Here is a 13,181-nt window from a genome sequence, read left to right on the forward strand (position 1 = left end):
GAAGAATAAGGTCTGTTTTTTCAACGCGATAACCCATTGGACAATGATCGGCGCATCATCCCGTTTCCAAGGCAACTGCTTCCATCGCCGATCAAGATGCGGACCGCCGCGGACGGGGACAGTCGGTCCCGCGTCCCGTCCTGCGGCCGGCGCTATGCTGACGCTCCTACGGCTGTCCTGTTAACCGCCCGCGGCGGGGGCGAATTTCCTCCGTCCTGCGCGCGACAATGTCCGCATTTGCGGACGCGCGCAGGACTGCGGTTTATGCGCCGTTTTTCCTTTAGGCGCCGGCAGTCGCCGGCGCGACGTCCAGCGCGGCATCGTGGCCTTCGTCACGAGGCAGCGGTCGCGCCAAACATTTCTTCCGCAGCGCCACCGCACCATGCCATTGACTCTTCATTAGGAAGAGAACAAATGAGGAACATATCACAGCATTTCGCGTTCAGAGGACAGATGAGTGCATCGGCGCCAAACGCTGCCATTTCCGATCTGCGAGATCGCATTGCGCGTCTCGAAGGCGGCAATACGCGTGAAAGAGCGGTGCTCCCCTTCGGTATCTCCTCTATCGACAGTCATCTGCCAGGCGGCGGTGTGGCACTTGGCGCTCTCCATGAAGTTGCCGGCGGCGGCAATGGAGCAATCGATGGCGCCGCCGCGTCGCTTTTTGCGGCGGGCATTGCGGCCAGAACGCAAGGCAAGGTGCTGTGGTGCGTGACGCGCCAGGATCTGTTTGCGCCGGCAATCGCCCAGGTCGGACTTCACCCCGACCGGGTGATCTATGTCGAAGCCGGTGACGACAAAGCCTTGCTCGCCTGCTTCGAGGAAGGTTTGCGGCATGTGGGGCTTGGGGCTGTGGTTGCCGAAGTTGCCCGGCTCTCGATGACGGCCTCGCGACGTTTGCAGCTTGCATCGGAAGGCTCCGGCGCGATGGGCATCGCCATCCGCCGCTGGCGCCGCCAGACCGAAGCTGCCGATTTCGGGCAGCCGACGGCTTCGGTCACGCGCTGGCGCGTTTCCGTGCTGCCGTCGCGACCGCTGCCCGTGCCAGGCGTCGGCCGGGCACGATGGCAACTTGAATTGATCCGATCACGTGGAGGGGAAACGCTCGATATCGAAGTGGAGGCTTGTGATGCAAAGGGTCGTCTCGCTCTTCCTTCCAAGCTGGTCGACCGACCGGCTCAGAAGGAAATTGGGCGACGTCTCGCCGCCACCGGATAGACCCTTGGTGCTGGTCGGGCAGCAAGGCAACCGTCGCTTGGTGGTAGCAACAGATCGCGCGGCTGTGGAAGCGGGCCTGCGGGTGGGAATGCCGGCGACGAAAGCACAGGCGCTCGTTCAGGGGCTGGCGGTCATGGATGCCGAACCCGAGGCAGACGGTGAGGCATTGGAGCGGCTGGCGCTATGGGCATTACGGCGATACGCGCCGATCGTCGCTGTGGATCCTCCGGACGGATTGGTCATGGATACCACGGGCGCCGATCACCTTCATGGCGGCGAACAGTTGATGCTGGCCGATATGGTCGACCGTCTCAACCAAGTCAGCTTTTCGGCGCGGGCCGCGATAGCCGATAGCTGGGGTACCGCTCACGCCGTTGCGCGATACGTCAATCAGACCATCAGCGTGGTCGCCGTCAACGCAGCCTATGATGCGATCCTCCCTCTGCCCATCGCGGCGCTGCGATTGCCCGATGCGATCGTTGGCGGTCTGCGGGTTTTGGGCTTCGACAGGGTAGGGGAGCTTCTGAAGCAGCCGCGAGCGCCACTGACGCTGCGCTTCGGGCCGGAACTCGGTCGCCGCCTTGACCAGGCGGCTGGACGCCTTGCCGAACCGATAGAGCCGGTCCGGCCGGCGGATGTGGTCGAGGTAAAACGTGCGTTTGGCGAACCCATCGGTGCGGCCGAGACGATCGCCCGCTACACTGGCAAGCTTGTTCAAGCGCTGTGTGTAGAGCTGGAGACGAAGGGTCTGGGTGCCCGGCGGCTCGACCTGCTGCTTTACCGCGTCGACAACCGTATCGAAGCCATCCGCGTCGGCACGGCCTTGCCGGTCCGTGACGTGAAGCGCCTGACGCGGCTCATCTGCGACAAGATCGAGACGGTCGATCCGGGCTTCGGCATCGAGTTGATGCGCTTGTCCGCACCTGTGGCCGAACCACTGACACCCACGCAGACCATTTCGTCGCTCATCGAGCAACGGGATGCGGATATCTCGGACTTGATCGACATCCTCGGAAATCGTGTCGGTGAGGAAAAGCTCTATCGGTTTACCCCGGTGGCCAGCGACGTGCCCGAGCGATCGTTCCGGCGTGTAGCGCCCGCGTCCGTTGAGACCGGCGAGGCATGGCCAGACCATTGGCCGCGTCCGGCTCGTCTGTTTGCCATGCCGGAGCTGATCGAGGCGATAGCGCTCCTGCCCGATCATCCGCCGGCGAGCTTTACTTGGAGAGGTATCCGTCGAAAGGTGAAGCGCGCCGATGGCCCTGAGCGGGTGTTCGGCGAGTGGTGGAAGCGCGACGCCGAGCTTGCCGCCGTGCGCGACTATTTCCAGGTCGAGGACGAAGCCGGCGAGCGGTTCTGGATCTATCGCGCGGGCGACGGCGAGGATGCCGCGACCGGTTCGCATCGCTGGTTCCTGCACGGCATCTTCGGATGACTGCGACCTACGTCGAACTGCAATGCACCTCGCATTTTTCCTTTTTGCGCGGCGCCAGTTCCTGCGAGGAATTGTTTGCGCAGGCCGCACTTGTGGACATGCCCGCACTTGCCATCTGCGATCGCAACAGCCTGGCTGGCATTGTCCGCGCGAATGAGGCGGCGAAGGCGACAGGTGTCAGGCTGATCGTCGGCTGCCGACTGGATCTGGTGGAAGAGATTTCGGTCCTGGTCTATCCGACCGAGCGCGCATCCTACTCCCGATTATGCCGCTTGCTGTCGCTGGGCAAGGGACGCGGCGGCAAGGCGAAGTGCGTGCTGCACTGGGCCGACCTCGTCGCCTATGGCGAGGGCCTCGTTGCGGTGTTCGTGCCCGACCAGGCCGACGATACATGCTCACTTTGGTTGCGGCGGCTTCGCGAGGCATTTGACGGTCGCGCCTATATGGCGCTGACGCTGCGCCGCCGTCCCAATGATGCGCTGCGGCTACACGATCTGTCCAACCTCGCTGGACAGGCCGGCGTGCCAACGGTGGTCACCAACGATGTCCTGTTCCATGAACCGTCGCGGCGCATCCTGCAGGATGTCGTCACCTGCATCCGGCATAATGTCACGATCGATGACGCCGGGTTTCGGCGCGAGCGGCATGCCGACCGCTACCTGAAGCCGCCCGATGAAATGGCACGGCTGTTCGGCCGCTACCCCGAAGCGATCGCCCGGACGGTCGAGATCGCCGACCGCTGCCGGTTCTCACTGGACGAGCTTGCCTATCAATATCCCGAGGAGCGACTGCTGCCGGAACTGACGCCGCAGCAGGCGCTGGAGAAACTGACATGGGAGGGCGCCACGGAGCGTTTCCCCGAAGGCGTGCCGGACAAGGTTGTCGGCACGCTCAAGCATGAGTTGCAGCTCATCGACAAGCTGCAATACGCGCCGTATTTTCTGACGGTCAATGCGATCGTTCGCTTTGCCCGCAGTCAGGACATTCTGTGCCAGGGCAGGGGGTCGGCCGCCAACAGCGCCGTCTGCTATGTGCTTGGCATCACCTCGATCGACCCCGATCGCAACGACCTTCTGTTCGAGCGCTTTGTCTCGGAGGAGCGGCGTGAGCCGCCTGACATCGATGTCGATTTCGAGCACGAACGGCGTGAAATCGTCATGCAATGGGTGTTCGACACCTATGGCCGTGAACATGCCGCGCTGTGCTCGACCGTCATCCGCTATCGCTCGAAAGGCGCCTTGCGTGACGTTGGTAAGGCGCTGGGCTTGCCCGAAGACCTCATGAAGATGCTGTCGTCGCAGGTGTGGGGCTGGTCAGAGGAAGGTGTTCAGCCAAAACATGCAGAGGAGCTGAACCTCAATCTCGGCGACCGCCGCCTGCGCCTGGCACTCGACCTCGCCAGGCAGCTGATCGGCGCCCCGCGCCATCTGTCACAGCACCCCGGCGGTTTTGTGCTGACCCGCGACCGGCTGGACGATCTCGTGCCGATCGAGCCCGCAGCGATGAAGGATCGTCAGGTCATCGAATGGGATAAGGACGACATCGACGCGTTGAAGTTCATGAAGGTCGACGTGCTGGCGCTCGGCATGCTGTCCTGCATGAAGCGCGGCTTCGATCTGCTCTCGCAACACAAGGGCGTCACGCTCGATCTTGCCACGATCCCGGCCGAGGATCCGCGCACCTACGCGATGATCCGCAAGGCCGATACGCTCGGCACCTTCCAGATTGAGTCTCGCGCCCAGATGTCGATGCTGCCCCGCATCAAACCGCGAACTTTCTATGACCTGGTCATTGAGGTCGCGATCGTTCGACCGGGACCAATCCAGGGTGACATGGTGCATCCGTATCTGCGTCGACGCGAAGGCAAGGAAGAGGTTGTCTATCCCAAGCCTGAACTGGAGAAGGTGCTCGGAAAAACACTGGGCGTGCCGCTGTTTCAGGAACAGGCGATGCGGGTGGCGATCGAATGCGCCGGCTTCACGCCGGGTGAGGCCGATCAGCTGCGCCGCGCCATGGCGACCTTCAAACATACCGGCGGCGTCTCCAGCTTCGGCGCCAAGCTGATCGGCGGCATGGTGAAGAACGGCTATGAGCGCGAATTCGCCGAAAACACCTTCAAGCAACTGGAGGGCTTCGGCAGCTATGGTTTTCCCGAGAGCCATGCTGCGAGCTTCGCGCTCATCGCCTACGCCTCCTCGTGGATGAAATGTCATCACCCCGACGTCTTCTGCGCCGCCCTCCTAAACGCGCAGCCGATGGGATTCTACGCCCCGGCCCAGATCGTTCGTGATGCCCGCGACCACGGTGTCGAGGTGCGCCCGGTCTGTGTAAACGCTTCACGTTGGGATTGTACGCTGGAGCCCACCGAGCACGACGATCGGTTTGCCGTTCGGCTTGGCCTGCGAATGGTCCGCGGCTTGGCCAATGTCGATGCGGCCACCATCATCACCACAAGAGCCGATCAACCCTTTGGGTCGGTAGACGACCTCTGGCGTCGAGCCGGTGTTCCCGCCGCCTCGCTGGTTGAACTCGCCCAGGCCGACGCGTTTCAGCCTTCACTGTCGCTGGCGAGGCGTGAGGCCTTGTGGGCGATCAAGGCGCTGCGCGACGAGCCGCTGCCGCTGTTTGCGGCGGCCTCGGCTCGCGAACAACGGACGGTGTCAGAGATCTTGGAGCCCAGGGTCACGTTGCGTGCCATGACGGCCGGCGGCGAGGTCGTCGAAGATTATGGGCATGTCGGGCTGACCCTGCGCGACCACCCCGTCTCTTTCCTACGTGCCGATCTGCGGCGCAAGCGCATCGTTTCTTGCCGCGAAGCCATGCAGGCGCGCGACGGGCAGTGGCTCGAGGCAGCGGGCCTCGTGCTGGTTCGTCAACGGCCGGGCTCAGCCAAAGGGGTGATGTTCATCACGATAGAGGATGAGACGGGCATTGCCAATCTGGTCGTGTGGGTGAAGGTCTTCGAAAAATATCGCAGGGTCGTGCTCGGCGCCGGCATGATTGGCGTCTATGGGCGCATCCAGAGGGAAGGCGATGTGGTCCATCTGGTGGCGCACCGGCTGAGCGATCTCTCAGCCGATCTAGCCAGCGTTGGCGATCGCGATACTGCCTTTCCGCTGCCGCGTGGCCGCGGCGATGAGTTTCATCATGGCAGTCCGGCGCCCGACCCGCGCGTGCCGAAGGGACCGCGGCCGCGGAACATCATCGATCCCTATCTGCACATCGACCAGATCAAGGTGAAGACACGGGATTTCAAATAGTCCTGGGCGGAAAATCGGTGGAGTGGCTCTGGCTAGGTTGAATACCAGAACCTTGACGGCGCAGGCGCGGAAGTCTCTTGTTCCAACGGGCTCGGCCGACCAAAGATCATCCTGGACTGCGACCCTGGGCATGATGACGCCATCGCCATCCAACAGCGTTTGATAGGAGACCCGAACAATTGAGCGTAGCATTTGCCAAGGAGGAAAGCGCCGAGACGGCGTCGGAAACAATCTTGCCGGCCCGCCCTATCTCCGATCGCATCAACCTCGTCACTGAGGCGGGTTTCAAGATGCTGCAGGATGAATTGACTCGCGCTCAGCAGTCTTTCGAGGCCGCTAGCGCGCTGGAAGATGTCAACGAGAAGCGACGGCAATCGGCCGTTCCGATTCGAGACATGCGATACTATGCCGAGCGCGTCCGTACGGCTCGGCCTATGTCGGTGCCGACGTCCAACGAAGTGATCACCTTCGGTCACACCGTTACCTTCGAGCGCGACGATGGCCGCACTCAGACCTTCCACATCGTCGGTGAGGACGAAGCCAACCCGTCTCAAGCTTCCATATCGCATGGTTCACCGGTCGCCATCGCGCTGATTGGCAAAACCGTTGGCGATGTTGTCCGGTTCGGAGAGCGCGAGCTCGAGATCCTGTCCATTTCTTAGTTTGACATCGGGGAAGGCGCACGACCGAATTGCAGATGTTTTGTGACCTCTTCACGGTCAACCGCCACTCTGACGGTTGATACACCTTCGGGTGCGCAGCGAGTTATACCGTCGCCGCAACGTGGAGGTCGCCAGGCGGCAACCCAGGGCGATTGATGGCTGAGAGCGGAACGTCCGCTATCTGAGGGTTTCTATGCGCAAGCCGCCCTTGGGAGCGAGCATTCATAGATCATTGATCGAGGGCAACGGTTGTGGCAACCACATTGGCTAGTCGCGCCAAATCCACTAACAAATCAGGGGAAATGGCGGTCCAGTCCTTCGCCTTCGCCAGATATCGTTTAAACGAATTCCCTAATCTAACTGGCCCTGGATGCCGTCCGGACCATTCGATGATATTGGAGCCTGTGCAACGGCACCATGCGGCCGTCTAGGCACCTTCCAGTCGTCACTGGCTCCGGCCATTTCGCAGGCGTAACATGCTGGGCAGAAGAAACCGGGGCTATGATTAGAAATGCTTCTCCGCGATCTACCTAGCTTTAATACTGTCAAGGTTGGCAGGCGGTATCTCAGACCCGGCGACGTGTTCGAAACGATCACGCAGTCCTGTCGCATGGTCCTGATCGAGATGAGCGACCGGTCGCTGCCTCTAGCTCGCAGAGGGACGGCGACATTGATCGAGCACGGCGGGACAAATTTCGTTGTCATGACGCGGCACCAATTCGACTTGCCGCGTGGAAGCGAGGTGGCGAAAGAAGTTCTTGAAACGGCTCGTGTCGCAAGCGGCAAAGGAGTCCTGTCCAACATCCTGCTACAGCACTGCATATTCGAGACTGGTAACCCCGACGAGGAGTATCATGACCTTCTCCTGTTCGAGACGGCGGCTGACTGGAAAACTAAACACCAAGACCAGCCGTATTTCTTTCCGCTGGAGCCGTTGTGGAGGGGAGAGAGGATCAAATCGTTCTTGGTGGGTAACCCATCCCTCGATGGTGTCATCGACGCCTATCATGAGAACTTCGAGCCATTGCGGCCGGGCGATATCAACATCAAACGCGCGATATCAGATTGTGACTTTGACTACTCATTCAAGTCGAACGCCTCATATTACCGCAGATACGTGAACGCACGGGGGCGACCAGTTGCAGACGGCTATAGCGGCGGAGCAGTGTTCTCCATGATCGGTGAAGTCGGGAGCCATGCAGTCGTCCTAGACGGGATCGTAGTCCGCGCCGGAAGGAAGCATGTCCACGTCATTGATGTTGATTACCTGCTTACGATTATCGCCGACAGGCGAAGAAGCTAGGCGAGTAATTTTTTTGCTCGCGTCTTGCGCCTCTGTAATCACCACAAAGAACCTATCACTACGCGCCATTTGGACGCCGTTGCGGCGATTGAGCACGAACGCTTGGCAACTGAGTTCCTTCCCCGACAGCGGAAAGCTCCGCCGGAATGGCAGGGCTTCGGGACCAGGGGCCAGGCATTTGCGTCAGCCTTCTGATTGTTGACGTACACCACGATCCGGCTCGGGATGCTATTGAGGTCGACTTGTGCCTTCTTTTTCCTTTGAGATAGACGGCCTGGAGCTCTGTGTCAGGAGGATAATTTCCTCGCCGGGGTTTTCGGTCGAGGGGTACGCGGCGCCGTTCTGGAAGAAGCGATGATGCTTGAGGATGCGTTGTAATTTTTCGTTGGCCTTGCGGGTCGTCGCATAAACGAGCTTGGCTCGCGCCGCATCCAGCAAGCCCGCGATCAAGTCTCGGGTCTGCTTTCCACGATGCTTTTGCTCGACGAAGAGCCATCGCGTGAAGTCGCCTGGATTGGCTGTAGCCTGCGCCTTCTGAAAAACACCGTTCCGGTAGGCGGCAGCCGGCTTCTTAAGTGCCCCGACTCCGACGATTGCCTTGTCGTATCGGATGAAGCCCAGGACATCGGCCGTCTTGAGGCGAGCCTCGATGCCATCCGCGACTTCGCCCCCCTTCTTGACGAGGACCGCGAAATCGTTGAGTTCGTTCTCGGTAAAGTCGCCAGGCTTCTTGATCTGAACCGAGTATTTTTCCTTCTCGACCTTGTCGACCACGATCTTCAGCGCGTCTTCGAAAATCGATTGGAGATCTTCCTTGGTCAGCTCTTCTGCGGCCTTACCCTTTGCGCTGATCGTGAAGTTGGCGGTGCCTTTTGCGATGGAGTCCAGAAGTTTTCTATCGTCCAGAAGTTGGTCGACCAGCTCGTCACGAAGCTTGGTTCGCTCACGCTCCGTGACCGGATCGTCGCGCTTGTCCTGACGGAAAATCGTTCGAAGTCTCGAAGCAACATCATTGGTTTCTGAGTTGATGCGGGTGACGTAAGCTTGGATGGTACCGAGGGCGCCTTCCGTATCGCCAAGCTTGCTGTCGGCCCAGCCGAGTTGATCGGCCATGCTCTGGATGCTGGCATCCAAAGAAGATTCGAGCTGACGGAGTTCTTTCGTCATGCGGCCTGCTGCCGCCTCAAACCGCTCGGCAAATGCGCGCGCTTCGCTTTCGAGAAAGATTTTCAGAAGCTCGGTTGGATGCAGCGCGCGAATACGTCGACCATCACGCGTACAGTAGATGCCCTTGGGGGTGTAATGCGGCTTCGTGGCGCTGCTCGGGACATCGATCCGCAGAAACGACGTGCCGTCGTCACTTTCGATGCTGACATTGATCGCGACCGGTGGGATGCATCCCAGAGCTTTGTTGGCGATCTGAAGTATCGTTCCATCGCCAACATCGCATCCCACCACGATGCCGACCTGTGCGCCTCCATCCCCGGTCCGTTCATCGACGCCAGCAAGAATGGCTCCGCCACCCGCGTTGGCGAACGCGACTAGATCCTCAGCAGACACGCCGTCAGGGCCGCGCTTAAAGTCCGCGCGATCACCTTCTCCTTCCTGCAGGAGCGAGGCGGTATCCGCGGTTACTGTCTTAGTAGTCTTCTTCGAAGGCATGTCCAACGTTAGCATATCGCAATCTTTGGAACACAAAATCGCCTGCCTCATACAAGGACGTGGCGCCGATCTCGCCGCACCTGATCAATCAGGTCTTTGCCACCTCTGCGTTGGCGCGCATACCGCATCGAACCAACAGAAGGTGCAGCTTCGGCATCAGAGCAGCGGATCTCAGATCCAATCGGCGTCCCGCAATTGTCCGGCCGGCGGTCTCACTGGGATCGAGGGAGGCGAATACTGGCATTTTCATTGTTAGCCAAGTAGCGTCGACTGCCTGATTATGACGGAGGTGTAAGTGGCTCGAAGGCGGAGACTAAGCGGGGCGGCATTGCCTTTGCCGCTGAAAACGATGTCGGCCTTGGGCGTAAATCACGAGTATGAGAACTTCATCGTGCCGCGCAATGTTGAGGCAGTACCGTTTCAACATTGGACAGCGCATCTCCGGTCATTTTGGGGTTGGTATGCTGACCCACCAGACTATGCGGCGTCGCCGAACGACCTTCCAAAGCTAATCGTACAAATTTCCAATGGTCTAGCCGCATCGGGAAACGCCGAGTTCGCAAAGCAAGTTTTGGCCTGTACCGATGACGCCAGTTTGAACCGTGCAATCATATCTCAATACACGGCTGACACGACCCTCTACGAACAAATAAACGGGCTCCTGAGGACCGCACATGACGGCGGTGCGCTCCATTCGTCCCCATTCGCTCCTTGGATTCTGCAACTTAATGCCGCGCTACGACAAAAGAGAGCTATTGAAGGGCCGGTTTTTCGCGGCGCGCTGATAAGCGAAGCCCACTTAGCTACTTACACCCCGGATCTCCTGTTTGAATGGGCATCATTTATATCGGCCACTCCCGATCTTGACGTTGCGACGGAATTTGATGGCAACGTGCTGTTCGAGATAAAGCCCAGTGGCTCGCACGCTTTGTACGGAAAACGGAACCCCTACGATGTCTCAGAGGATTCGGTTTTTCCAGACGAGTTTGAAGTGATTTTTCCTATCGCGTGTACCTATCGCGTCTTGAGCGTAGGTTCGGCAAAAGGGAGATCGCATGTAAAAACTGGAGACGGTGGATTTCTACTGAACAGTGGCGACGCATTGAACCACCCCGGTTGGAAGCTGGCCTTCTACATTTGTGACGCTACACTGCTGCGTTCAGCCGGGAGGATTCGTGGCCGAGGATCATTTTAACATACCAGAGAGTGTCGCTTGCGCTTTGGAGGCGCTGAGGAGATGCGACAAAATTGAGCAGGTGATTCTATTCGGCTCAAGGGCTGTTGGCGACCACGATCCCCGATCTGATGTGGACCTAGCTATCTCTGGACCAAGTCTATCAAGGGGGGAGATAGCTATTCTCAGAGATGAGATCGAACGCGCGCCCTCCCTCTTCCGCATTGCCGTGTCTCATCTTGAGAAGATGCCCGCTACGCTGCGCGAACGGGTAATGAAACAGGGGATCGTAATCCATGACCGAGAGAAAGCTCTTAGATAGTTTGTCGAACCTCGAAAGGGTCGTATCAAACTTGGAGCGTGCACTGGCCGTCCCACGTGACCGTGAGTTGGTATTCGAGGGCACGATCCATCGTTTCGAGATGACCATCGAATTGATGTGGAAGACTCTAAGCCGTGCGCTCGCTTACGAGGGCGTTGCCGCAAAAACGCCGCGGGAGAGCTTGACGCGCGCCTTCAGTTTGGGATGGCTGCATGATGAAGGGATCTGGCTGGACATGGTCCAGAACAGAAATACCACATCACACGAGTATCTCGCCGAAGAACTAGCTGAGGACAATTACGACGACATCGCAAAAGTCGCACCGCTTTTAAGGGCGACAAACGACCTTCTACAGTCGAAGTACAGTGCCTTGAAGCCGAGGTAGAAGCACTCGGATCGCGTCGCGCGATCACATGCAGCGACGCGCTTTCTCCGCTTGACCGCCGATAGAAGCGATATGGCAGGGACAGCAGCGCACCCTGAGCGAGACCTCCTTGCGCGACTGCGATGTCCGCTCTTCGGGAATCGTGATGCGCGTCCTGATGATCAGCTAGAGGCGCAAAGCAGTCATGCGGGCTTCGCTTCGTAGGGTGCTGATGCTCAGGACCCCACAGGTGAACGGTTGTTTTGCCCTTATAGCCCTTGGGTCGACGAGTGCCGGCGTTGGCGCAAAGTCAGTCGCTCCCTTCTCGAACGGTCTCGACCGACAACGACCCGGCCGGGAGGGCCTTCAATAGTTCTGCCTCGGGTTTCGTGAGATGGATCCATGCCGCCCAGTCTTCCGGGCGCAGCACCACAATCTGGCGATTGTGGATGGGCTCTACATCCGGCCCGGGCTCGGTCGTCAGCATCGCGAATGTAGGTGGCTTGTTTCCTTCGCCATCGCGCCACAGTCCGGCGATCGCCATGAACGAGGCGCCGTTGAGCGTGAAGCGATGCTTCGCTTTTGGAGACTTCTTTCCGGTGAATTCGAAAAAAGCCGATGCCGGGATAAGGCAGCGCTTGCTGTTGGAGAAATTCCGACCGTCCGAGCGGAAGTTGAAGATCGGTCCGCCTTTGGGCCCAGAGGGCGGAAAGGCAAAGGTCATGCGCGCGAGTTCTATTGTGTCGCCGGCGGAGCGCATGATCGGGGCAGGGTCACTGATGCGGATGTCATCCGCCTGTGGCAAATCCAGTTCGGTCTGATGAGTGGGAATATCGAGCGACAGCGATTGCATCATCCGGCAATATTCGGCCCAGGCGATATGCTGCTCATAGTCATTGCACATGGCTGCCCTACGCGTTCCGTCCGTTGCAGAGTCATGCAAAATAGCGCGACTTGGCCACAGCGCCACCGTCAAGAAATTTTTCTGCTATACGCCGAAATCTTGCGCGACCCGCTCAAGCACTTTGCGCGGTTTGTCAGTGATGACATCTCCATGGCTTACAATGATGCGCTCAAGGTCGGGCTCATCAGACCATTTGCGGAAAGCCGCGCTCAGCGCCTTGCCGTCCTTGACAAAGAACCACCTGCCAATACGCGGCATGCTGGGCCGGTCAACGCCAAAGCCAAGCACACGCGCCATGATCTGGGCACCAATCCCATGAGGGTGGCGGACATTGGCTAGGATGTCGTTGACGACAAGGGTTGTACTGCCGTCGCGGCGCACGAGCAGCGCCGCTTCCTTTTCGGCCACACCCGGCACCGTCTCCATGCGAACGGAAGGATCATCGAAGATATTCGCAGTTGAATCGACTTTGACAACTTTCTCCACGGCTTCCCGCGCCCCCGGCGGGCAGACAATTTTCGCTCGGGGATAGCGAAGCTTCCAAGGCTTGATGTCGAGCCGATGGCCAGGGCCTGGCACGATGAGAAAGGCTGGATCGCCGAGCGCTTCAATCTCCTGCATTTCCGGTTCCGCAAGGGGGATGCAGCTCCAGATCGCGGTGCGGTCTCCCGTCAAGCCGATGACCGTCATTCGTCGCGGAAAATGGCCAAGCGGCATCTGGATTTCGCCGCTGACCGTCAAGAGACCGTCAGCGACCTTTTCCAAACGGCCGTGCGGCTCGACTTGCCACGTCTCATGGACCTTCGGCATGCAAACACCACGCTTGGTTTGCATCCATAATTGCGGTGGGTGATTTTCGTTCCGCACCGACACTCGT

11 protein-coding genes are annotated in these 13,181 nt (G+C 59.4%); 8 read left to right on the forward strand and 3 right to left on the reverse strand.

Annotated features, from left to right (window positions below):
- The first annotated feature begins 453 nt into the window (after positions 1-453).
- The 5 genes from LB559_RS05030 to LB559_RS05050 all read left to right on the forward strand — a co-directional run bounded on the left by LB559_RS05030 (position 454) and on the right by LB559_RS05050 (position 7,878).
- Entirely contained in the window at positions 454-1,218 is a 765-nt protein-coding gene (locus tag LB559_RS05030) for an ImuA family protein (protein ID WP_224673635.1), read from the forward strand.
- Positions 1,130-2,653, forward strand: a complete 1,524-nt coding sequence (locus LB559_RS05035; protein ID WP_224673172.1) for a DUF6504 family protein — start codon at positions 1,130-1,132, stop codon at positions 2,651-2,653. Before LB559_RS05030 ends, LB559_RS05035 begins: the two co-directional genes overlap by 89 nt.
- Positions 2,650-5,913, forward strand: coding sequence for an error-prone DNA polymerase (locus tag LB559_RS05040; RefSeq protein WP_224673173.1), 3,264 nt, complete (start codon positions 2,650-2,652; stop codon positions 5,911-5,913). The genes LB559_RS05035 and LB559_RS05040 overlap by 4 nt, the downstream gene beginning before the upstream one ends.
- A gap of 179 nt (positions 5,914-6,092) precedes the next feature.
- On the forward strand, positions 6,093-6,575 hold the full coding sequence (greA, locus tag LB559_RS05045) for a transcription elongation factor GreA (protein ID WP_224673174.1): 483 nt from the start codon (positions 6,093-6,095) through the stop codon (positions 6,573-6,575).
- A 511-nt stretch (positions 6,576-7,086) separates the two neighbouring features.
- Entirely contained in the window at positions 7,087-7,878 is a 792-nt protein-coding gene (locus LB559_RS05050; protein WP_224673175.1) for a hypothetical protein, read from the forward strand.
- Between the two features lie 228 nt (positions 7,879-8,106).
- Here LB559_RS05050 and LB559_RS05055 read toward each other — a convergent pair whose 3' ends face one another.
- On the reverse strand, positions 8,107-9,540 hold the full coding sequence (locus LB559_RS05055; protein ID WP_224673636.1) for a helix-turn-helix domain-containing protein: 1,434 nt from the start codon (positions 9,538-9,540) through the stop codon (positions 8,107-8,109).
- 334 nt (positions 9,541-9,874) lie between these two features.
- On the opposite strand from LB559_RS05055, the gene LB559_RS05060 reads away from it, so the two are divergent.
- From LB559_RS05060 to LB559_RS05070, 3 genes are read left to right on the forward strand one after another with little or no spacing between them, the layout of a single operon-like run.
- On the forward strand, positions 9,875-10,735 hold the full coding sequence (locus tag LB559_RS05060) for an ADP-ribosyltransferase domain-containing protein (RefSeq protein ID WP_224673176.1): 861 nt from the start codon (positions 9,875-9,877) through the stop codon (positions 10,733-10,735).
- On the forward strand, positions 10,716-11,036 hold the full coding sequence (locus LB559_RS33070; RefSeq protein WP_224673177.1) for a nucleotidyltransferase domain-containing protein: 321 nt from the start codon (positions 10,716-10,718) through the stop codon (positions 11,034-11,036). The genes LB559_RS05060 and LB559_RS33070 overlap by 20 nt, the downstream gene beginning before the upstream one ends.
- Positions 11,011-11,421, forward strand: a complete 411-nt coding sequence (locus tag LB559_RS05070) for an HI0074 family nucleotidyltransferase substrate-binding subunit (RefSeq protein WP_224673183.1) — start codon at positions 11,011-11,013, stop codon at positions 11,419-11,421. The genes LB559_RS33070 and LB559_RS05070 overlap by 26 nt, the downstream gene beginning before the upstream one ends.
- A 289-nt stretch (positions 11,422-11,710) precedes the next feature.
- Here LB559_RS05070 and LB559_RS05075 read toward each other — a convergent pair whose 3' ends face one another.
- Positions 11,711-12,304 carry an SOS response-associated peptidase gene (locus tag LB559_RS05075; RefSeq protein WP_224673637.1) on the reverse strand — a complete coding sequence of 198 codons (594 nt, stop codon included), beginning with the start codon at positions 12,302-12,304 and terminating at the stop codon, positions 11,711-11,713.
- Between the two features lie 84 nt (positions 12,305-12,388).
- Complete coding sequence (locus LB559_RS05080) at positions 12,389-13,138, reverse strand: hypothetical protein (RefSeq protein WP_224673185.1); 750 nt, start codon at positions 13,136-13,138, stop codon at positions 12,389-12,391.
- Between the last annotated feature and the right edge of the window lie 43 nt (positions 13,139-13,181).

The organism is Mesorhizobium sp. BR1-1-3 (assembly GCF_020165455.1).
Taxonomy (GTDB): domain Bacteria; phylum Pseudomonadota; class Alphaproteobacteria; order Rhizobiales; family Rhizobiaceae; genus Mesorhizobium; species Mesorhizobium ciceri.